17 protein-coding genes are annotated in these 21693 nt (G+C 70.4%); 6 read left to right on the top strand and 11 right to left on the bottom strand.

Features of this window, described 5'->3' with window-relative positions; genetic code table 11:
- Nucleotides 1-36: 36 nt before the first annotated feature.
- The 6 genes from FB557_RS01535 to FB557_RS01505 form a co-directional block, all read right to left on the bottom strand.
- A complete protein-coding gene (locus FB557_RS01535) occupies nucleotides 37-936 on the bottom strand; it encodes a GIY-YIG nuclease family protein (RefSeq protein WP_144855010.1) in 900 nt (299 codons plus the stop codon).
- A complete protein-coding gene (locus tag FB557_RS01530) occupies nucleotides 933-2138 on the bottom strand; it encodes a restriction endonuclease subunit S (protein WP_144855008.1) in 1206 nt (401 codons plus the stop codon). The genes FB557_RS01535 and FB557_RS01530 overlap by 4 nt, the downstream gene beginning before the upstream one ends.
- On the bottom strand, nucleotides 2135-4846 hold the full coding sequence (locus FB557_RS01520; RefSeq protein WP_246074306.1) for a type I restriction endonuclease subunit R: 2712 nt from the start codon (nucleotides 4844-4846) through the stop codon (nucleotides 2135-2137). Before FB557_RS01520 ends, FB557_RS01530 begins: the two co-directional genes overlap by 4 nt.
- A gap of 685 nt (nucleotides 4847-5531) precedes the next feature.
- Complete coding sequence (locus FB557_RS01515) at nucleotides 5532-6758, bottom strand: ATP-binding protein (protein ID WP_144855004.1); 1227 nt, start codon at nucleotides 6756-6758, stop codon at nucleotides 5532-5534.
- A gap of 44 nt (nucleotides 6759-6802) precedes the next feature.
- Complete coding sequence (locus FB557_RS01510) at nucleotides 6803-7501, bottom strand: SAM-dependent methyltransferase (RefSeq protein ID WP_144855001.1); 699 nt, start codon at nucleotides 7499-7501, stop codon at nucleotides 6803-6805.
- A gap of 24 nt (nucleotides 7502-7525) precedes the next feature.
- Nucleotides 7526-8056, bottom strand: a complete 531-nt coding sequence (locus FB557_RS01505; RefSeq protein ID WP_170236143.1) for a GNAT family N-acetyltransferase — start codon at nucleotides 8054-8056, stop codon at nucleotides 7526-7528.
- A gap of 210 nt (nucleotides 8057-8266) precedes the next feature.
- On the opposite strand from FB557_RS01505, the gene FB557_RS01500 reads away from it, so the two are divergent.
- Nucleotides 8267-9763, top strand: a complete 1497-nt coding sequence (locus FB557_RS01500; protein ID WP_144854997.1) for an HNH endonuclease signature motif containing protein — start codon at nucleotides 8267-8269, stop codon at nucleotides 9761-9763.
- A gap of 122 nt (nucleotides 9764-9885) precedes the next feature.
- Here the strand turns inward: FB557_RS01500 and FB557_RS01495 are convergent, their stop codons facing one another.
- Nucleotides 9886-10953 carry an SGNH/GDSL hydrolase family protein gene (locus tag FB557_RS01495; RefSeq protein WP_144854995.1) on the bottom strand — a complete coding sequence of 356 codons (1068 nt, stop codon included), beginning with the start codon at nucleotides 10951-10953 and terminating at the stop codon, nucleotides 9886-9888.
- A gap of 159 nt (nucleotides 10954-11112) precedes the next feature.
- Here FB557_RS01495 and FB557_RS01490 point away from each other — a divergent pair, with 159 nt between their 5' ends.
- From FB557_RS01490 to FB557_RS01470, 5 genes are all read left to right on the top strand, one after another.
- Nucleotides 11113-12624: an NAD-dependent malic enzyme gene (locus FB557_RS01490; protein WP_144854993.1), complete on the top strand. Its 1512-nt coding sequence runs from the start codon at nucleotides 11113-11115 to the stop codon at nucleotides 12622-12624.
- 25 nt (nucleotides 12625-12649) lie between these two features.
- Nucleotides 12650-13444: a fructosamine kinase family protein gene (locus tag FB557_RS01485; RefSeq protein WP_144854991.1), complete on the top strand. Its 795-nt coding sequence runs from the start codon at nucleotides 12650-12652 to the stop codon at nucleotides 13442-13444.
- A gap of 143 nt (nucleotides 13445-13587) precedes the next feature.
- Nucleotides 13588-14949 (top strand): sensor histidine kinase, encoded by a 1362-nt coding sequence (locus FB557_RS01480; protein ID WP_144854989.1) that lies wholly within the window; start codon nucleotides 13588-13590, stop codon nucleotides 14947-14949.
- A 59-nt stretch (nucleotides 14950-15008) separates the two neighbouring features.
- Nucleotides 15009-15659: a response regulator transcription factor gene (locus tag FB557_RS01475; RefSeq protein ID WP_144855986.1), complete on the top strand. Its 651-nt coding sequence runs from the start codon at nucleotides 15009-15011 to the stop codon at nucleotides 15657-15659.
- Nucleotides 15660-15662: 3 nt separating this feature from the next.
- Nucleotides 15663-16376, top strand: coding sequence for a hypothetical protein (locus FB557_RS01470; protein WP_144854987.1), 714 nt, complete (start codon nucleotides 15663-15665; stop codon nucleotides 16374-16376).
- 142 nt (nucleotides 16377-16518) lie between these two features.
- On the opposite strand, the gene FB557_RS01465 is transcribed toward FB557_RS01470, so the two are convergent.
- The 4 genes from FB557_RS01465 to FB557_RS01450 are packed head-to-tail and all read right to left on the bottom strand — an operon-like array spanning nucleotide 16519 to nucleotide 21683.
- The gene (locus FB557_RS01465; RefSeq protein ID WP_144854985.1) at nucleotides 16519-17937 is read right to left on the bottom strand and encodes a xylulokinase; all 1419 of its coding nucleotides are present in this window, start codon (nucleotides 17935-17937) and stop codon (nucleotides 16519-16521) included.
- Nucleotides 17934-19088 carry an NAD(P)-dependent alcohol dehydrogenase gene (locus FB557_RS01460; RefSeq protein WP_246074305.1) on the bottom strand — a complete coding sequence of 385 codons (1155 nt, stop codon included), beginning with the start codon at nucleotides 19086-19088 and terminating at the stop codon, nucleotides 17934-17936. The genes FB557_RS01465 and FB557_RS01460 overlap by 4 nt, the downstream gene beginning before the upstream one ends.
- Entirely contained in the window at nucleotides 19076-20146 is a 1071-nt protein-coding gene (locus FB557_RS01455) for a zinc-dependent alcohol dehydrogenase family protein (RefSeq protein ID WP_144854983.1), read from the bottom strand. Before FB557_RS01455 ends, FB557_RS01460 begins: the two co-directional genes overlap by 13 nt.
- Entirely contained in the window at nucleotides 20139-21683 is a 1545-nt protein-coding gene (locus FB557_RS01450; protein ID WP_144854981.1) for a mannitol dehydrogenase family protein, read from the bottom strand. The genes FB557_RS01455 and FB557_RS01450 overlap by 8 nt, the downstream gene beginning before the upstream one ends.
- Nucleotides 21684-21693: the final 10 nt, after the last annotated feature.

Below are 21693 nucleotides of genomic sequence, written 5' to 3'. Positions count from 1 at the left end.
CCTAGATGACCAGCAACGAAATCCAGGTCGCTCGGTTCAGTCAACGCCACGACTCTCCCACGCACCGAAGGAGCCCTCAGGCGACACCCACTCGACCCGGCCGTTACAGGATCGACCCAGCGCGACGGCCCCAGCGGTCGAGGGCGAGGAGAAGACTATGTCGCGAGTGACGAGACCGACACCGCCCTCAGCGACGATGGACCCATCCGCGAGCAGGTTCTCGTGCCGGGCGCGGTAGCCGGCGTAGGCCTTCTGTGTGCTCGTGGCTTTGCCCACGCCGTGCCACTTCGCGACCACGCGGGAGCCGGTCAGCAACGTAAACTCGCCGTCGATCTGCTGTGCTGAGGCGTCTACCCCGACCTTGGCGTTGCTCAGGGTGAAGATCGGCGACTCCACCGGGTCAGAGACCACGGGGAAGGGCGTCGGGCGGACTCGGATGGCGTTCACGCTCAGGACAGGCAACATGATCTGCAGCTGCCCGATGAAATACTCCATGTCCGAGGCGTCCGCCTCCGGGAGGTTCGGAGTCGGGGGCGCAGTCACGTTCTCCAGCGAAACCCGACCTGCCTTGGTGGCCAGTTGGATCAGGCGCGACTCCAGGTAGCGGCCATGTGACTTGGTGAGGTTCGTGTCCTTCGACGTGATGACGACGACCCGGTCCCAGAACGCACGATCCTTGTCGTTCGCGTGGTAGCGGAGCCGAGTCGCGATGACGTCAGCCTCGCCCACGTAGCACCGGGTGTCTCCTAGAGCAGTTTCGTCATCGCCCAACAACAGGTAGACGCCGGTTCGCTGAGCTTCCTCACGCTTCAACAAGTCGGCGAGGTCGGACCGGCGCGCCGAGAGGACATGCCCGGTCCAGTTGGTGATCTCGGCCGTGGTCAGGCCACCAGGGCTCCCGTCGACAAGGAACAGCTTGACCTGCTTGCCGTTCATGCCCCCGCCAACTCCTCGATGACTTCCTCGTCTGTATGCCGTCCGGTCAACTTCCCGTCGAACGCCGCCGCCAGCACAGCTCGACGGAGACCTCGATTCCGCTGCGCTGCGACGTCGATCGCCTCAAGCGTCCCTTGGCGATGGTCCCGGAGCCTGTCCATGGCAGCGATGATGCTTCGTTGCTCTGAGGGCGCTGGCACCGGCAACTGGATCGCCCCAAGTTGACCCTGATTGACCTTGTAAATCCCCGCACTGGTCCGAGCCACGCGTTCAATCTGATCTCTCGTGGCTCGCGCGTTCCAGACTAGATCGAGGAACTCGGGCGACAAGTCAACGGGTCGCGGGCGCGCGCGGATCACAGTGTCTGGGAAGGCAACCTCATCGGGCTCGCTGCGCACGAGAGAGCCCTTTCCAACGAGCCGAAGGCTGCCGTTGCCTCGTGCGATCAGGAAGTCTCCCCGGCGCACGAGGAACCGCATGGCATCTGCGCGCTCCCACGCGCCGCCCTTGCGCTCAGCCAGATCGACCCCACCCTCCTTCAATGCGGTCAGCCGAAGCACCGGAAAGCCGTCGTCCCGACTCGGTACCGACCGACCGTTCGCCAAAGGCATCTCGAGAACGTCAGCCAGGGGCCGCGTCGCTGTATCCGACTTGAAGTGGCAACGGAGCGCGGCCTCGATCAGCGAATCGAGGCGCGCCCGAGCACGAGCCAGGTCCATGCTGGCAGCGTCGAGGTGGGAGAGATGGACTTCGAGGATCTCAACGATCCGCCGCTGCTCAGTCGCCGGAGGCATGGGTACAGGGATTCGGCGCATCGCTGCCTGCGTCAGCTTCAAGCGCGTGGTGCCGTTTGCAAACCCTCGGTAGTCGAACGCGTCCAGGTAATGCTTCAGAAAGCGTCTGTCCAGGTGCGGCAAGGGGCGAAGAACATGGGCATGGTTGTTGACCCAGGCCGGGCCATCGATCAGGAAGGCTTTGGGTTTCGTCGGATCAAAGAACGGTGCCCCGTCCTCGCCGAGAAGTACCAGTGGTTCGTTATAGATCGCACGGTCGATGGTGCCGGCTTGGCCGGTAGCTCCGTAGTACGGGACCGTTCCCCCGAGAGCGGCTCGGTCGGAAGCCTTTACAGGAACCCGCCGCGCATCGAGGATTTCGACGACCTTGACTAGCGGTTGGAGCGGCCATCCAGCACCCAGTTTCACGCGGTGAGCTCCGTGTTGAGTTCGTCGATGAGGCCCTCTGCGCGGTCGCCAAGGTCGCGCAGCGCTCCATCGACGCCACCCTTGTCGGTGAAGGGTGAGCGGTCGAGGTCCTCGGCTGTGATGCCAGCGGAGGCTGCGATCACGTCGACCATGCGGTCCAGCCACCACCTTTCCAAGGGCGAGAACTCGGTCCCCGCCTGCTCCTGTTGAGCCAGCCACGCGGCATACCGTTCCTGGACACGGGTCGTGTAGGGGACCAGTTCATTGTCGAGCCCGACGGTATAGCGCAGCAGTGACACCAGGTCGGTCAGGGTGTGGCGGTCGCTGTTCCGGACCCGGTCGACGTCGATGCTGGCATAGGCATCCCAGATGACCTCGGGCGTCCAGTTGTAGGGCGGGCGGGAGATTCGGTCGGCCAGCTCCTGGATGTCGGTGAACGGGATGCGCAGCACCTTGGCCTCGGTCGCAAGCTGGATCGCGGTGATCTCGTCACGGTGGTCCTCCAAGTACTTGGTCCAGGACTCCACGACCAACTTCGCCCGGCTCGGGTCGACGACACCGTGAGCGTCCAGGAGCACGTCCTTGTTGACCTCGTCGATGACCCGATCGTGCGCGGCCCGCAGCTCCAGGATCCGGGTCCGCAGCTCGGGGTTGGCAGCGACCGGCTCGACCGCCCGCTCCAGCAGGTCGCGGCGAGCAGCCTCCGGGTCCGCCGCACCGTCAAGGACCTTGGCTTGGCTGTCCGGGTCGACAGCGTCGACGAGCCTTCGGACGATGTCACGGACCGGACCGCCCGCGACGTCGTCCAGCTCGGTCCGTTCTTCTGGAGTGAGCTGAAGCTCGAGCTTCGCCAGGCGTGAGGCCAGGGTCGCGGTCTCGTCCTCGGTGAGTGTGAGGGTGGCGGCCTTGTCCAAGAGCTTCTTCAGCGAGATGCCCTTCTCCCGGTTCAGCGGCGGGTCGACGAAGTCGTGCTCGGTGACGCCGACTGCGTCGACGATCACGAACCGGGTCTTGGCCGAGGCGTCCGGGGTGACGGACTGGAAGTCGGCCGGAGTGATGGTGCGGGCGCCGCGGCCCTTCATCTGCTCGAAGTACTGCGCGGAGCGGACATCACGCATGAAGAAGACACACTCCAGCGGTTTGACGTCGGTGCCGGTGGCGATCATGTCGACTGTGACCGCGATCCGCAGCGAGGGTGAGGTGCGGAAGGCCTGGAGCTGACCCTTGGGGTCGCGGGCGGCATACGTGATCTTGGCGGCGAAGTCGTTGCCCTTGCCGAAGACCTCGCGCACGGTGGTGACGATCTCCTCGGCGTGGGCGTCGTCCTTGGCGAAGATCAGCGTCTTGGGGAGCGTGGAACGGCCGGGGAAGATCTCGGTGAACAGCCGGTCGCGGAAGGTTTCCAGGACGGTGCGGATCTGGGACTTGGCGGTGACGGCCCGGTCGAGCTGCTTGTGCGTGTACTCGAAGTCCTCCTCGATCGCCTCCAGCCGTTCCTTGCGTGTGCGGCGGTCGACCTTGGGCACGATGGTGCCAGCCTCGATGGCCCCACCCTGCTCACTGATCTGGGTGCGGATCCGGTAGAGGTCGAAGTCGACGTTGACCCTGTCGGCCACCGACTGGGGGTAGGTGTACTCCGAGACCAGGTTCTGCCGGAAGAAGGCGAAGGTCTGCTTGCCCGGGGTCGCTGTCAGACCGATGACGTGGGCGTCGAAGTACTCCAGCACCCCGCGCCACACTCCGTAGATGGACCGGTGCGCCTCATCCACGATGACCAGGTCGAACGACTCCGGCGGCAACGCAGCCGAGTAGGCGACCGTCACCGGCGCGTCCGGCACAAAGTCGTCAAGGTTCGGGTCATCACCCGCGGTGACCTCATGTCCGCGCAGCACCGAATGGACCCGTTGGATGGTGGAGACGACCACGTTGGACGAGCCCAGCATGCCAGCGCTGGTGAGCTTGTCGACGTTGTAGATCTCGTTGAACCGGCGCCCGTCACCCGGGGTGCGGCAGTTCTGGAACTCCGCAATCGTCTGCTCAGCCAGATTGTTGCGGTCGACCAGGAACAAGACGCGGCGGAAGCCGCCGAACTTCAGGAGCCGGTATGCCGTGGTGACAGCGGTGAACGTCTTGCCTGCTCCCGTGGCCATCTGCACTAGGGACCGGTCGAAGTGCTGGTCAGCCAGGCTCTTCTCGATGCCCTTGATCGCGGTGATCTGCGCCGGCCGCAGCGGCCGCTCGTCCAGCGGCGGGAGGTGGCGGACCTTGGCCCGCCACGTCGAGTGCTCCGGGTCGGCCTCGGCGTCCCGGATGATCTGCGCCAGCGTGCCCGGCTTGGGGAAGTTGAAGACCCGGCGTGCCCGCGGATACGGGTCGTAGCCGTTGGTGAAGTGCGTCTCGGTCCCGCTGGCCTCGAAGACGAACGGCAGGCGTCCATCCACCGTGATGGCGCGTAGCTGGGCATTGGCCGGCAGGCCTGACGCGTACATCGCGGACTGCCACTCCACGCCAGACAGAGTCGTGCCCTCCGGCTTGGCCTCGATGACACCCACGACCTTCTTGTCGACATACAACAGGTAGTCGGCCCTGCCGTGGCTCTGCTTCATCACGACCTCGCGACAAACAACACCCTCCGCCGCGAAAAGATTCAGCTCCTTCTTGTCCTGGATCGACCAACCGGCATCAGCAAGCTGGCGGTCGATGAGCACACGCGCACGCTGCTCCGCCGCCAATCTCGGGTCTCCATTACCGGTATTCACTGCTCTCCAGCCTATCCAGAGGCCCGCGGGGCTGGGGTCTGTCGGGGCCTGTGGGTCAATGAGGCTATGGAAGACACCTGGACCAGCCGAGACCTTCCGGTGCTGAACGCGATCGTCAAGACCTTCGAGGATTCCGGCCCCGGCGTGAGCCCAGAGCAGATCGAGGCGCGAACTGAACTGGACGCCACGACCGTCCAGCGAGCGCTGATTGCCCTCGAGTCAGAAGAGCCACCGTTCTTGTCCCAACTGGAGCGTGTGGTGTCGGGTCAGGTCGTCTTCATCGGCGCCCCCACCGGCCACGCCCGCCGAGCGGTAGGCGCTTGGCCGACGGCTGAGGTGATCGCCGAGCGACTCGTCGAGGCGCTCGGGGGGCCGCCGATCGAGAGCCTGACGAGGAGCGCAAGACCTTCCTGCGCAAGGCGGCTACCTACCTGGCCAACGCTGGGCGCGACCTCGCCGTCGACATCGGGGCGGCAGCGATCAACCGCCAGATGGGGATGTAGCGCACCGACCTCAGTCGCAAAATCCGCCGCTGGAGTCGCAAAATCCGCCACTGAAGCGCCCGATCTGTCGCGCGTGTCGCGAACTCTCCAGTAAGTCGCAAAATCGTTCCCCGCTGACATGACAGCACACCTCACGTCTGCTCGCGCAGATACCTCCCGAAATGCGGCACGGTGAAGGCGATCCGCCCCCGCTCACCGGAGTAGATCAAGCCCTTCTTCAGCAGCGCATCCCGCGCGGGCGAGAGCGATTGCGGCTTCTTCCCGAGCAGCGCCGCGACCTCCGAGGTGGCAACCGACTCGATCTCGTCGAGTCCTCCCCCTTCGCCGTCGACCGCGTCCGCAGCCATGCGCGCCGCCACGTCCGCCATCGCCCGCAGGTACTCCCGCTCCCCCGGCGTCGCCCGCTCGAATCGCGACCCGAAGAACCCGACCGCCAGCTCGGCCTCGGCCTCCGGCGCGGCGACCGCGACGTCCTCGGCCCGGATCGGGGAGGCCGGGGCGACGTCCCACACCGACTTGCCGTACGCCTGGATGAAGTAGGGGTACCCGCCCGTCGCCGCATACAGCGCGTCGAGCGCCGCCGGCTCGAAGTCCGCGTCCTCCTCCGACGCCGGCGCCGTGAGCGCCAGATCGGCCGCCTCCCGCGGCAGCCGATCAATCCGCACGTAGCGGAAGAGCCTCTCCGAGTAAGACTTGCTGGCCGAGAGCACCGCCGGCAGGTGCGGCAGTCCGGCCCCGACGACGATGACCGGCAGGCCCGACTGGCTGATCTCGTGGCACGCCGCGCACAGCGCCGACACGTCGTCGGGCCCGAGGTCCTGCATCTCGTCGATGAAGACGCCGACGCCCCGCCCGAGGTCCGCCGCCAGCCCGCCGACGTCGGTGAGTAGCTCGACGAGGTCGATCTCGATGTCCCCGGAGTCCGCGCGCCCCTTGACCGCGGGCGCGTCGATCCCCCCGGTCCACATCTCGCGCAGCTTGGTGCCCGGTGCCGCGTCACGCTGCCCGAAGGACTTGATCACCCCGAGCACGTGCGCGACCTCGTCGTCCTGGGTGTGCCCGAGCTCGCGGACCGCCTGGTGCAGCGCGCTGGCGAGGGGGCGGCGCAGCCGCTGGTCCGGGCGCGCCTCGAGCTTGCCGGTCCCCCACGTCGCGCGGACGGCGGCGCTGCGCAGCTGGTTGAGCAGCACGGTCTTGCCCACCCCGCGCAGCCCGGTGAGGACGAGGCTGCGGTCGGGCCGGCCGGCGGCGACCCGCTTGAGCACGACGTCGAAGGTGGTCAGCTGCTCCTCGCGGCCCGCCAGCTCGGGCGGACGCTGACCGGCTCCGGGGGCGTACGGGTTGGTGATCGGGTCCACGGCTCGGAGAGTATCCGGGTCTCTAGCGAAGGGGGGATATTTCGTTAGCGAGTCGGATCGAGGGGTCCCTCGGTTGGGGTGACGTAGGCCCGGGTCTCGCCGGCCCGGGTGACGAGCAGGAGGTCTCCGGCCAGCTCGACCGCCAGGCCGAGCGGGGAGAGGGTGGCCCCCAGACTCGCCTGGTCGACCCGGCTCCACGGGATCCTGGCCGTGCGCTCGTCGACGAGCTCACCCCCTTCGCGCACCCGCCACGCCTTCCGCCAGACGACCTTGCCGTCCCTGTCGACCTCCGCCTGGCACTCGCCCGTGTAGGTCCGCCGACCGATCCGCCGCTCGACGAAGGTCACCGGCTCCGGGTCCGCGACGGTCGGCGCATGCGCCGCGACCGGCGCGACGTGACCGATCATGTTGAGCGCCGTCATCACGGTGATCGGCTCGTCCAGGGCGCTGATCACGTCGGCGGCGGCGAAGGGGTAGACGCTCACCCGGTCGATCAGGCCGCGCTCGACGACCCGGGTGATCAGCGAGGCGCGCAGGGTCGGGTTCGGCTCGCAGGAGAGGACCTCGGCGGCCGGCAGCTGCTCGGCGACGACGGCGGTAGACAGACCCGTGCCGGCGCCGAGGTCGAGGGCGACGCCGGTCGTACCCCGCCAGGGCTCGAGAGCGGCCGCGAGAACGGGCCCCATCGTCGTCCAGTCGTCGGTGGCGAAGGCGTCGTAGATGTCGGCCTGGGGGTAGCTCACCGCGTCAGCGTACGAGAACGCTTCTCACTTTATCTCGGGGTGGCTGTCGATGACGAAGAGGCGGACCCCCGGCTCGTCGTAGTAGTCATCCGTCAGCCCTCGGTCCGCCATCCCGATCCGGCGGCACACCGCCTGCGAGGCGACGTTGTCCGGATGGGTCACGGCGAGGACCCGCGGAAGGGTCGCGAGGGCGTGGTCGAGCACCGTAGCCGCGGCCTCGGTGATGTATCCGCGGCCGGCGTGCTCAGGATGGCCGCGCCAGCCGATCTCGATGTCCGCGCGGTCCACCCCTTCGCTCGGCGGGATCGGCTGGAGCATGACCAACCCGACCGGCGCGCCGTCCGCGAGCCGCTCGACGGCGACAACCCCGAGGACCGGGTCGTCGTCGAAGCGCTGGAACCGCTCGATCCGCGCCGGGACCTCCGAGGGGTCGTCGAGGACCTGGCTCGGGATGAAGCGGCGCAGCCCCTCGCTCTGGTGGCCCGCGAGGACGAAGGGGGCGTCGGCCTCGGTGAAGGGGCGCAGCCGGAGACGCTCGGTGCGAAGGGGGATCACCTGGTCAGTGTGGCCGGTTGGGGGTGATCTGCTCGGGCGCGCGTAGTGGGTGCCTGCGTTCACGGTGCGGCGGTGGTGACGTTGCGGCGGTGGTTACGGGCCGACTGTGTCCGCCAGGGTGGCTGTCCACAGGCCCGGGTTCCGAAGCGCTGTGTCCACAGCCATCGGACCGTCGAGGACGTTGTCAGTTGTCGAACATATGTTTGATCTATGGCGATCGACGTGGCTCCCTCGACCGGAGCGGACCAAGCTCCGGGTGGGTTGTGCGGGCAGCTGCACTCTGGGCTGGACCAGCTCGAGCGGGAGCTCGACGCGTTGCGCGCTGCCCGGGGCGTGACGACTGCGGATCTCGGTCGGGTGCTGCGAGAGGTGACCCGGTTGGTCAACCGGTGCTCCGCCCTGCGGGACAAGGCCGCGGGGATCGCGGCCGAGGCAGGGGCGCCGGAGCGGGCGGGCGCGCGTAGCGCCGGGCACTGGCTGGGGCAGGTGACGGCCACCGACGCCCGCGAGGCGACGCGGATCGCCCGCCGGGCCGAGAGCACCGGGCTGGCACTCGCCTCCGCCGCGGGTGGCGCCGAGGCGTCCTCGGGTGGGTCCGGCACTGGCGGTGCTGGCTCGGGCGAGGCCTGCGGTTCGGCTGCCGATCTGCTGGCGCCTGGTCTGCCCACTCCCGACCTGCCCGCTCCGGGCCTGCCGGTGCTCGCTCGCGCCCAGCTGGCCGGTGATCTCTCCCCCGCCCACGTCGATGTCATCACGGGCACGCTGGGCACGTTGCCCGATGGGTTGGCCGCGGAGGTGGTCGGCGAGTGCGAGGCCGAGCTCGTACGACTTGCCCGCGGCCGCAGCCCCCGAGACCTGAGGCGACTCGCTGCGCGCGTGCTCGAGCGCGTCACCGGTGACGTCGCGGCCGCCGACGAGCACGAGGACCGCTGCGTCCAGGCGCAGGAGGAGGCGGCCTGGGAGCGCTCGTCGTTCTGGATCAAGGACAACGATGACGGGACGATGTTCGGGCAGTTCACGGTGCCGACGCTCGCGGGCAAGACGCTGCAGAAGATCCTCGAGGCGATGTCCGCGCCGAGACGGCGCACCGAGGGCGACGGCACTCGCGGCGACACCTCGACCGATGACCCGAGGCCCTGGTGCGACCCGAGCCTGACTCCGAAGGAACGCAGCCTCGCCCGGCAGCAGCGCCACGGGCAGGACCTCGCGATCCTGCTCGAGCACCTGCCGACCGACCACCTGCACGAGAAGACCGCCGCGACCGTCGTCGTCACGACCAGGCTGGAGGACCTCACCGGAGAGCTCACCCGGGTGGGCAGGACCGACCTCGGGACGACGCTCAGCGCCGGCGAGGTCCGGCGCCTTGCCAGCGCCGCCGGCATCATCCCCGCCGTCCTCGGGGGCGCGTCGGTGCCGCTGGACCTCGGGCGACAGTCCCGGTTCTTCACCCCCGGGCAGCGGGTCGCGCTGGCCACGCTCTACGACAGCTGCGCGGTGGAGGGGTGCGACATCCCCTTCGCCTGGTGCGAGATCCACCATCTGCTCGGATGGGCCGAGGGCGGCCCGACCGACCTGGCTAGCGGGGCACCGGTCTGCGGGCATCACAACCGGCTGATCGGGCGAGGGTTCGAGCAGACCGTGCGCGAGGAGCAGGTCGATGCCTCACCGGCGCGGAAGGTGATCACCCTGACGAGGTGTCGGCGGTGAGACGGCGCCCGGTCGGTCGACCTGTCGCCCGCGGCCAGGCCCCGACTCTCTCAGCGCTGCGCGGGAGTTGCCTTCGCCTGCTGTGCCTCCTTGGGTTGCTTGGCCTGCTTCGCCTGCTGTGCCTACTTGGGTTGCTTGGCCTGCTTCGCCTGCTTCGCCTGCTTCGCCGAGTGCACCCGGTCCATCTGGTCGACCTCGGCCCGGTCGTCGGTGTCGATCCCCAGTGCCTTCGCCCTGGACTGCACGCGGGCGGAGTCCAGGTCGGGGAGTCGGAACTCCTTGGGCTGGATCCGCCGGTCGAGCGTGGCGCGCTTGCGCTGCAGCTTCGCCTGGTCCGGGCCGGCCTTCTTAGCCGACGAGCGCACCGCCGACGTCACCGAGACGCTCGAGCCACTGAGCGGGAGGCTCACCAGCGGGGTGTAGCCCGTCGCGTGGCCCGACCGGTTCGGGTGGTAGGACTCATCGATCGGGTAGGACAGTCCGTTGATCCACTCCGGGCGGTCGCAGACCGCGTGACCGGTGAAGCGCTGGGTCGGGTTGACGAAGGTGAAGCCCGCCGCCGAGGCGCGGCTGGCGAGCAGGGCGTTGAGCTGGTCGGCGGTCTGGTTAAGCCGGGTCTGCTCGCTCGGGGAGAACCAGGTGAAGGCGTTGCAGTCCTTGCCCATGAAGATGCGCGGGTAGCCGACGATGACCACGGTGGCGTTCGGTGCTGCGGCGCGTACCTGGGAGTAGAGGGTGGTCAGGCGGCCCGGCAGCGACGTCGAGATGAAGGACTGGGCGCCGTCGATCGCCCGGTTGCACCGGCTGGCCCAGCTCGGCAGCGCACACTCGGTGAGGACGTCGGCGAATCCCGCGTCGTTGCCCCCGACGGAGAGCGTCACGTAATCGGTCGACCCGCTCAGGGCACCGAGCTGGGCGTTCTGGATGTCGGGCACCGTGGCACCCGAGCAGGCACGCAGATCGAGGGAGTACCCCCGCGCGGCGGCGACGAGGGAGGGGTAGGCCAGCGTCGAACGGCGGCACTCGGTGCCGTCCGCGAGATAGGAGCGGGTGCCCAGGCCCGAGGAGTACGAGTCGCCGAGGGCAACATACCGACCGGCGTCGGCGGCGCCGGTCGGGGCGGCGGGGAGCGTGATCAGCGCGGCGGCACCGGTGAGGGCGAGCGCGCGGCGGGTGGTGGAGGACCTCATTCGGTGTCCGATCTCGAAGGGGGTGTGTGGCGTGAGTCACACAGTAGGACGGGACGGGGAGTGTGGGGGGCGAACGGACTCGCCATTGCGCGTTGCGTCCTCGGCGATGCCGCGACCAAAGGCGCGGCGATGCAACGACCGGGATGAGACCCTGGTCACATGGCTGCCGCTACCCCATCGTCGTACTCGATCACCATCCGGCTGCACACCGAGCCCGACCACGCGGTCGTCGGTCAGGTGGCGACCGTCATCGCAGAGCAGGGCGGCATCGTCACCGCGATCGACGTCGCCGACTCCCGGCACGACCGGCTTGTCGTCGACGTCACCTGCTCGGGCATCGACTCCGGTCATACCGGCACGCTCGTCGAGGCCGTCGAGCAGGTCGACGGGGTGCGGGTGCACAAGGTCTCCGACCGAACCTTCCTCATCCACCTCGGCGGCAAGATCGAGGTCAAGTCCAAGGTCCCCCTTCGCACCCGTGACGACCTGTCCATGGCCTACACCCCCGGGGTCGGCCGGGTCAGCAAGGCGATCGCCAAGCAGCCGCAGGACGCGCGGCGGCTCACGATCAAGGGCAACACGGTCGCCGTGGTCACCGACGGCTCGGCCGTCCTCGGGCTGGGCAACATCGGCCCCGAGGCGGCGATGCCCGTGATGGAGGGCAAGGCGGCGCTCTTCAAGCGGTTCGCCGACATCGACGCCTGGCCGATCTGCCTGGCCAGCCAGGACACCGAGGACATCATCAAGGCGGTCGAGATGATCGCCCCCGGCTTCGGCGGCATCAACCTCGAGGACATCGCCGCGCCGCAGTGCTTCGAGATCGAGCGGCGGCTGCAGGAGAGCTTGGACATCCCCGTCTTCCACGACGACCAGCACGGCACGGCCATCGTCGCGCTCGCGGCGCTGCGCAACGGGCTGCGGGTCGTCGAGAAGGACCTCGCCGACTGCCGCATCGTCGTCGCCGGGGCCGGCGCGGCCGGGACGGCGATCGTCACCCTCCTGCTGGCAGCCGGCGCGGACGACATCGTCGTCTTCGACCGGGAGGGCTGCCTCTCCGGTGACGACGAGAGCCTGCCCGAGGCCAAGCTCGAGCTGGCCCGCCGCACCAACCCGCGCAAGGTGACCGGCGACCTCACCGCCGGCCTCGAGGGTGCCGATGTCTTCATCGGGGTAAGCGCGCCCGACCTGCTCAAGCCGGAGTGGATCCGCGACCACATGGTCGACGACGCGGTGATCTTCGCGATGGCCAACCCGGACCCCGAGGTCGACCCCGCCGAAGCCGCGAAGTACGCCAAGGTCGTCGCCTCCGGCCGCTCGGACTACCCGAACCAGATCAACAACGTCCTCGTCTTCCCCGGCGTCTTCCGCGGGCTGCTCGACGCCGCCGCCGAGGACGTCACCGTCGAGATGATGATCCGCGCGGCCGACGCCATCGCCGGTGTTGTCACCGACGAAGAGCTCAACCCCAGCTTCATCATCCCCAGCGTGTTCCACTCCGACGTCACCGACGCGGTCGCGACCGCGATCGCCGGTGAGGGCAAGCGCACCACCGGCGGGCTCGGCACCGAGGGCGCCACCGGAGGCGGGCACCACAAGGGCCACGGCCGGGTGACGCACAAGGAGCAGGACGCGATCGAGGAGGTCGGACAGAACCCGCACCGCGAGGACTGAGCTCGGCATTCGTAGGGTGGCGCGTGTGACCGAGGACGACAGGCCGCAGATCTTTCGCAAGGACGCCGGTGACGCGCCAGCGGGCTACACCGCGTGGGAGGCGGCCGGCTTGCTCTGGCTCGAGGAGGCTGAGGCGACGGGGGGAGCCCGCGTCGTGCGGGTGCACGAGATCGAGGACGACCACCTCGATCTGGAGCAGCTCTCGCCGGTCCCGCCGACCAACCTGCAGGCCGATGCGTTCGGCGCGGCCCTCGCCGCGACGCACTCCGCTGGAGCCGATGCGTTCGGGGCGCCGCCGTCCCATTGGCGAAGCGGTCATGGGTTCCTTGGCCCGGCGATCCGCCCCCTGCCGCTGCCGCTGGAGCCGATGCCGCGGTGGGGCGAGTTCTACGGCGAGCAGCGGATCATGCACACCTACCGCCTGGGGCGGAACCAGGGCACCTTCGATCTCGACGACGCCGCCCTGTTCGAAGGGGTGGCTGCTCGCCTCGCCGACGGGACCCACGACACCGACGACCCCCCTTCGCGCATCCATGGCGACCTGTGGACCGGCAACGTCCTGTGGACCCGGTCGGGCGGGGTGCTCATCGACCCGGCCGCGCACGGCGGGCATCGGGAGACCGACCTGGCGATGCTGCTGCTCTTCCGCGGGCCGCACGTCGCACGCATCGTCGCCGCCTACGACGAGGCGGCTCCGCTCGCCGACGGCTGGCAGGAGCGGGTTCCGCTGCACCAGCTGCACCCGGTGATGATGCACGCGGTCCTCTTCGGGGGGCACTACCTGGAGCAGTCCAAGGCGATCGCCCGCCGCTTCGCCTGAGGTTCCCCGGGGATCTGCGAAGGGGTGGGGTGACCGTTCGTCTGAGGTTCCCCGGGGATCTGCGAAGGGGTGGGGTTGCCCCCCGGGTGTGTCGGAGGTCAGCACCGCTGCCGCGACGACCCGGGCCTGCCTACCGTTGAGCCATGAGCAGCCCAGCACTTCCCGTCGGCGGACGGCCGACCCCCGAGACTGCCGGGGCGCAGGCTCCGGTCTCATCCACCGGATCGGTCCCGGGCCAGCCGCGCGCCGGCATCCTCCGCCGGTGGACGAAGGGGTGGGGAGACCTCGCCCTGCTGCTCACCCACACGGTCACCGCGTGGTTCGCCCTCGGGGCGTGGCTGCTGCTGCTCGGGGCGATCGCCGCGATCAGCGGCGTCATCGGCATCGTCCTCATCATCCCCGCGCTCTGGCTGTGCCGGGTGCTCGGCGTCGCCGAGCGGCACCGCGTCTCCGCGCTCACCGGCGCGCAGATCGCCGCGCCCACCCCGCCGGTCGGGCAGCCTCTCTGGCAGCGGCTCTGGCTCGACAAGGACAGCTGGCGCGCCGCCGCCTACCTCGTGCTGCACAGCATGTGGGGCCTGGCCATCGGCTTCACCATGCTGGTGGCCGCCGCCTTCGCACTTACCCTCGTCGCCCTGCCGCTCTACGCCGGCTCCATCCCCGACGACGGCCTCTCGCTCTGGCTCGTCCGGGTCGACGGTCTCGCCGAGCTCACCGCCCTCTGGTTGGTCGGCGTGCTCGCCCTCCTCGCCCTGCCGCTCCTCTCCTCGCTCGTCACCCAGGTCGACGTCCGGCTGGCCCGCTGGCTCCTCGGCCGCGACGAGACCCAGGTGATGCGCGCCCTGAGCGACCGGGTCGACACGCTCACCTCGACCCGCCAGGAGACCGTCGACTCCGTCGAGTCCGAGCGGCGGCGCATCGAGCGTGACCTCCACGACGGGCCGCAGCAGCGGCTCGTGGCCATCGCGATGAGCCTCGGCATGGCACGCGACGCGATCCGCTCCGACCCCGACGCCGCCTCCGAGCTGCTCGACGAGGCGCACGCCTCGGCCAAGGAGGCCATCGTCGAGATGCGCCACGTCGCCCGCGGCATCGCACCGCCGGTCCTCACCGACCGCGGCCTCGACGCCGCGCTCTCTGCGCTGGCGAGCCGCTCCCCGATCCCGGTCGAGGTTCGCGCCGACGGCGTCGGCCGGGTCGACCCCACGGTCGAGGCGATCGCCTACTTCGTCGCCAGCGAGGGCCTGACCAATGTCGCGAAGCACTCCCGCGCCTGCCGGGCGATGGTCGACGTCATGACCAGCCACGGTGAGCAGCCGGCACTGATCGTGCGGGTCACCGACGACGGGGTCGGTGGCGCGGACCCTTCGCTCGGCACCGGGCTGACCGGGTTGCGCCAGCGGGTCCGTTCCGTCGACGGCGAGCTCGAGGTCTCCTCCCCACCCGGCGGGCCGACCACCCTGACCGCGACACTCCCCCTTCGCACCGACAGGAGCCAGTCATGAGCTCATCCACCGGGTCGACCACCCCCACGCCCGCGAGCGCCGAACCGACGGCGCAGCGGATCAGCGTCGTCATCGCCGAGGACTCGGTGCTGCTGCGCGACGGGCTGGTCCGACTGCTCGGCTCCGCCGGATTCGACGTCGCCGCAGCCTGCCCGGACGCCGAGACCTTCCTGCGGGCGGTGCAGGAGCACCAGCCCGACCTCGTCGTCGTCGACGTGAGGATGCCGCCGACCTTCACCAGCGAAGGGATCAAGGCCGCGCTCGTCGTACGCGAGCAGCATCCGGGGACGGCCGTCATGGTGCTCAGCCAGTACGTGGAGGAGGAGTACGCCACCGAGCTGCTCGCCTCGCGCACCCGGTCGGTCGGCTACCTGCTCAAGGACCGGGTCGCCGACACCAGCGACTTCGTCGACGCGCTGCGCGAGGTGCACGGCGGCGGCACCGTCCTCGACCCGGAGGTCGTCGCCCAGCTCCTCACCCGCGCCCGCCACGCCGATCCGCTGGCGTCGCTCACCCCGCGCGAGCATGACGTCCTCGATCTCATGGCTCAGGGCCGCACCAACAGCGCCATCGCCGCCCAGCTGTACGTCTCCGAGGGAGCCGTCGAGAAGCACGTCAGCTCGATCTTCACCAAGCTCGACCTCCCACCCACCGAGGGTGATCACCGGCGGGTGCTCGCCGTCCTTCGCCGTCTCGAGCAGGAAGGCTGACCGATGACCCCGCTCACTCTCCTCATCCGGACCGTCGCCGGCGTCGTCTCTGCTGTGCTCGTCGCAGGAACCTCCCTCACCTTCCTCGGGCCGATGCTCCAGCGGTCTGAGACCACCGAGCACCCGGTCCCCTCCGACATCACCCGGCTGTCGATGAAGAACGGCCTCGGGGAGGTCGACATCCGTCAGGCCCGGGACGGTGAGCAACCGGCGGCGACGCTGACGAGCAAGTGGGGCCTGCGCGAGCCCGATGTCACGGTGCGCCAGTCCAGCGACACCCTCACCATCGACAGCGGATGCGAAGGGGGTGTGTGGCCGGACGTCTGCAGCACCCGGTGGGTCGTCGTCGTGCCCGAGGGCACGGACGTCGAGGTCGAGAGCGGGGTCGGGTCGCTCAGCACCGATGACCTGGATGGCGACCTGAGGGCTCGGGTCGGAGTCGGTTCGGTCACGACGACCGGCTCCCGCTCGGGCATCGTCGACGTGCAGGTCGGGGTCGGCGGCGCCGAGCTAGAGCTCGCCGAGGCAGCCGATCGCGCCTCGATCCAGGTGGGCGTCGGTGACGTCACCGCGACGATGCCGGGTGACGAGAGCTACTCAGTGTCCTTCGACGGGATGCCCGACAGTCTGGACAACCAGATCGGTGACGACCCCGGCGCCGCGCACACCGTCTCGGTGGAGGCAGGAGTGGGAACGGTGCGGCTCCTCGAGAGCTGAGCCGCCGCAGATCCCCGGGGAGCCTCAGACGAACGGCTCCCCCACCACCCGAACCCCTCGCCACCCCTTCGCAGATCCCCGGGGAACCTCAGACGAACGGTTCCCCCCGCACCCCGTCGATCGGCGGCTCTCCCCCAGCAGGTCAGCGTCGTGTCTCGGGGTGCACCAGCGCCACCTGGTCGCGATAGCGCCCGCGGACCTCGTCGTGGCGCTCGTCCGACCGGGGGTCCCAGGTCGAGTCGGACTCGACGGACCAGGCGGGCGGCTCGTCCGCGCCGGAGAGCACCCAGGCCGCCTGCCGCGCGGCTCCGAGCGCGACGTACTCGCCCGCAGCCGGCACGACGACCGGCAGGCCGGTGAGGTCGGCGGTGATCTGAGGGACGAGGGGCGAGGCCGAGGCCCCTCCGATGAGGAGCACGCGGTGCGCGTCCAGGCCGGCTTCGCGGAGCCGGTCCACCCCTTCGGCGAGGTTGCACAGCATCCCTTCGTGCGCGGCGCGGGCCAGGTTGGCCGGGGTCATCGAGGTCCGGGTCAGTCCGCTGAGGCTGCCGGTGGCAGCCGGGAGGTTCGGTGTGCGCTCACCGTCGAGGTAGGGCAGCAGCGTCAGCCCGCCCGCACCCGGCTCGGCCTCGCCCGCCAGACGGGCGAGCTCGTCGAGGTCGACCCCGAGCAGCTGCGCGGCGGCGACCAGCACCCGTGCCGCGTTGAGGGTGCACACCAGCGGGAGGAATCCGCCTTCGGCGTCCGCGAAGCCGGCGATGTCACCGGTCGGGTCGGCGACCGGCTCGTCGTGCCGCCCGAAGACGGTGCCGCTCGTCCCGAGCGAGATCACGACGTCGCCGGGCTCGAGACCCAGCCCGAGTCCGGCGGCCATGTTGTCGCCGGTACCGGGCCCGACGAGCATCCCGCCCGCGGTCCGTCCGGCTGCCTCACCGGGTCCGAGCACCCGAGGCAGCCCGGGGACGTGCCCCAGGCTGCGGCGCAGCCGGTCCTCGTCGTAGCGGCCGGTCGCCGGTGAGAAGTAGCCGGTGCCGGAGGCTTCGCCGCGGTCGGTGACCGACGAGGCGACCGGCTCGCCTCCCTCGAGGAGCCGTCGGGTCAGCCAGTCGTGCGGCAGCTCGACGCTCGCCACCGCGGCGGCGTGGTCGGGCTCGTGCTCGGCAAGCCAGCGCAGCTTGGTCACGGTGAAGCTCGCCCCGGGGACCGATCCGGTCGCCTCGACCCACGCCGTGGGTCCGCCGAGCTCCTCGACCAACGCGCGCGCCTGCGGCGCCGAGCGGGTGTCGTTCCACAGCAACGCATCGCGAATCACGGACCCGGCGTCGTCGCTGACGACCATGCCGTGCTGCTGTCCACCGACTGCGAGCGCCTCGACCCCTTCGAGCAGCCCGTCGCCGGTGGCCTCGGTCAGCGCCTGCCACCACCGGTCGGGATGCACCTCGGTGGCGTCGGGGTGGACGGCCCGCCCGGAGCGCAGGACGGCGCCGGTGGCGGCGTCGCAGACGACGACCTTGGTGGACTGGGTCGAGGAGTCGATCCCCGCGACAAGACGGGCACTCATGCTGGTCGGCCTCCCGGGCAGACGATGGCCTTGACGAGTCCAGGATCCTCCTGCCCGGCAACGACCGCATCCGCGGCGTCGGCGAGGTCGAAGAGGCGCACCGGGAGACCGTCGAGCACCACCTGACCCGAGGCGGCGAGCTCGATCGCGGTCGGCCAGGTGCCGGCATATCGGAAGGTCCCCGTGATGCTCACCTCGCGGTCCTGCAGCACCGAGCTGGGGACGCGCACCTCGTCGGCGCCCATGCCGACGAGCACCGCCCGGCCCGCGGGCTGCAGAGCGGCGAGGCCGTCGGCGACGGCATCGAGGTGTCCGGAGCACTCCAGGAGGACGGCGAAGGGGGTCCCGCCAGCTGCCGTCGGATCCGCACCAGACGCGTCGGCACCCGCCGTCGGATCCGCACCGGACCTGTCGGCACCTGCCGTCGGATCCGCGCCTGACCTGTCGGCACCTGCCGTCGGATCCGCGCCTGACCTGTCGGCACCCTGGACGGTCAGGCCGAGTCCCTCGGCGACCGAACGGCGCCGCGGGTCGGGCTCACGCACCGTGACCGCACCTCCAGCCGCGCGGGCCACCTGCGCGGCGAGCAGTCCGACCGGACCGGCTCCGGTGACGAGCACCCGGTCGCCGAGCGAGACCTCCCCGCAGCGCACGGCCCAGATCGCTACCGACAGCGGTTCGAGCATGGCCGCGGCGACGTCGGAGACGGTGTCGGGCACGGGGTGAGCCATCGCGGCGTGGACCGCCACGTACTCCTGCATCGACCCGTCGACCGGCGGGGTGGCGTGGAAGCTCATCTCCGGGCAGAGGTTGTACCGGCCGGACACGCACCAACGGCAGACGAAGCACGGCACGCCCGGCTCGATCGAGACCCGCTGCCCGACCCGTCCCGGGTCCACCGCTTCGCCGACCGCGACCACCCGCCCACCGGCCTCGTGACCGATGACCATCGGGCTGCGCAGCACGTGCTCGCCGATCCGGCCGTGACGGTAGTAGTGGGTGTCGGAGCCGCAGACCCCGACCGCGGTCACCGCGACGAGCACCTCGCCGGGCGCCGGCCGAGGGACCGGGCGCTCCTCCACGACCAGCTCGGCGGGCGCGCGCAGCACCGCGGCCCGCATGACGCTCGGCACCGCGCTCACTCCTCCCACGTGATGACGACCTTGCCCGCCGCGCCGGCCGCAGCGATCTCGTAGGCCTGCTCGGCCTGAGCGAGCGGCAGCCGGTCGGTGACCACCCGCTCGGGATGCTCACCCCAGCGGTCGAGCAGCTCGAGCAGCTCGGCCATGTGACCGAGGGAGGTCACCCAGGAGCCGTGCACCTCGAGCTGCTGGTGGATCAGGAGGTCCGACACGGCAAAGTCGACCCGCCCCCCTTCGCCGACGAAGACGCACCGTCCGCGGGTGCGGGTGCTGCGCAAGGCCGCGTGCCGGGCGTCGGGGTGGCCGGAGCAGTCGATGGTGACCTCGCAGCCCTGCCCCGCGGTGTGCTCGGCGACGACGTCGTCGAGCTCGCCGGCGTCGGTGACCGCCGCGTCGACGACCCCGAGCTCGCGGGCGAGCGCGACCCGCTCCGGCGAGGGGTCGGACCCGATCACCGTGCTCGCGCCGAGGTGCCGACCGAGCATCGCCGCGGCCAGGCCGACGGGGCCTAGTCCGGTGACGAGCAGTCGGTCGCGTCCGCTCACCCGGCCACGGAGCAGACCCTCGTACGCGGTGCCGAAGCCGCAGGAGACGAGCGCGCCGTCGACGTGGGTGAGGGAGTCCGGCAGCGGCAGGCACGAGACCGCCTCGGCGAGCATGTAGTCGGCGTGCCCACCGTCGCGCTGCCAACCGTGAGCGGCCCGGGTCGACGAGGTGCACCCCACCGGGTAGCCGCGGCGGCATTCGGCGCAGCGCAGGCAGCCGGCGATGTGGTAGACGACGACGCGGTCGCCCTCGACGAGGTCGCGCACGCCCTGGCCGACGGCGACGACGTCACCGCACGGCTCGTGACCGGCGACGACGCCCTGGTAGGCCTCCGCGCCGTGGCCCAAGTGCTCCCGGTAGATCGCCCTGATGTCGCTGCCGCAGATCGACGACGCGCGCATCCGCAGCAGGACCTGCCCGGGGCCCGGCTCGGGTACGTCGAGGGTGACGTGCTCGACCGTGGAGTCACCGGGCAGGCGGACCGCGGGCATGGTCGCAGGGACCGGGTCGCGCTCAGTCATCGTCACCCACAACCCTTTCGACCGCGCTGCGGGCACCGTCGCGGTGCAGCACCTCAAGGTGGTGCAGGTAGCGCTGCGTGAACCGCTCTCGCTCGGCCAGGTCGCCGAAGAGCTGAGGGTCGCGCAGGAACGCCAGGGGGTCGCCGCGCAGCTGCTCCTGGGCCGCCTCGAGCACGGCCTCCCGCCGGTGGTCGACGACCTCGATCGGCTCGCCCTGCTCGTCCACCCCTTCGGCGTAGCGCGCCCAGGACGCCACGACGAGGGCGCTGCGGTCGATCTCACCGCCCTGCTCGAGGTTGGCTCGGATCACCGGCACGAGCCACTTCGGGATGCGGTCCGAGGACTCCGCGCAGAGGCGGGCGAGGCTGTCGCGCACCTCGGGGTTGGCGAAGCGCTCGATCAGGGTGCGTGCGTACTGCTCGAGGTCCTGCCCGGGCACCTCGGGCAGGGTCGGCGTCGCCTCCTCGCGCATGTACCCGAGGAGGAAGGCGACGAAGGTGGGGTCGCTCGCGACCTCGTGGGCGTAGCGGTAGCCGGCGAGGTAGCCGAGGTAGCACAGCGCCTGATGGCTGGCGTTGAGCAGCCTCAGCTTCATCAGCTCGTAGGGCACGACGTCGTCGACAAGCTGGGCGCCGACCTGCTCGAAGGGGGGCCGCCCGGCCCCGAAGTGGTCCTCGAGGACCCACTGGGTGAAGGGCTCGCACACGACCGGCCAGCCGTCCTCGATGCCGAACCGGTCGCGGACCGCGGCCCGGTCCTCCTCCGTGGTCACCGGGGTGATCCGGTCGACCATGGCGTTGGGGAAGCGGACCTCGGTCTCGATCCACCGGGCAAGTTCGGGGTCGAGCTGCTCGGCGAAGGTGGTCACGGCGTGCCGGGCGACGTCACCGTTGCCGGGCAGGTTGTCGCACGACATCGCGGTGAAGGGGACGACGCCGGCCTCGCGGCGCCGACGCAGGGCCTCGGTGAGGTAGGCGAAGGCGGTGCGCGGTGGGCCGTCGCCGGCGAGGTCGGACGCCAGGCTGGGATGGTCGACCTCGAAGCGTCCGGTCACCTGGTCGATGAGGTACCCGCCCTCGGTGATCGTGAGCGAGACGATCCGGGTGGACGGGTCGGTCAGCCGCGCGAGCACCGCCTCGGGGTCGTCCGGGGCGAGCAGCAGCTCGCGGATCGAGCCGATGACCCGTGCGTCGTACTCACCGTCGGGATGCTTGACCACGAGGGTGTAGAGGCCGTCCTGGTCGTGCAGGGTCTCGATGATCGTCCGGTCGTGAGGAAGCAACCCGACCCCGGTGATGGCCCACCCGGAGGGCTCGGACGTCTCGTCCGGGCCCCCCGAGAGGGCTGCCCCTCCCCCCGCGCCCTCGCCGCGCCCGCCGAGCAGCCGGTCGACGTACATCGCCAGGTGCGCCCGGTGGAACCCCCCTACCCCGAGGTGGACGATGCCGGTACGCAAGCCCGACCGGTCATAGGTGGGCACCTCTACCCCTTCGCGCTCGCCGATGTCTGCCAGCGTCTGCGTGTTCAGTCGTGTCATGGCGCTCCCG

The sequence above is a fragment of the Marihabitans asiaticum genome (assembly GCF_007828725.1).
Taxonomy (GTDB): Bacteria; Actinomycetota; Actinomycetes; order Actinomycetales; family Dermatophilaceae; genus Marihabitans; species Marihabitans asiaticum.
This window is presented reverse-complemented; position numbering and strand designations above follow the sequence as displayed.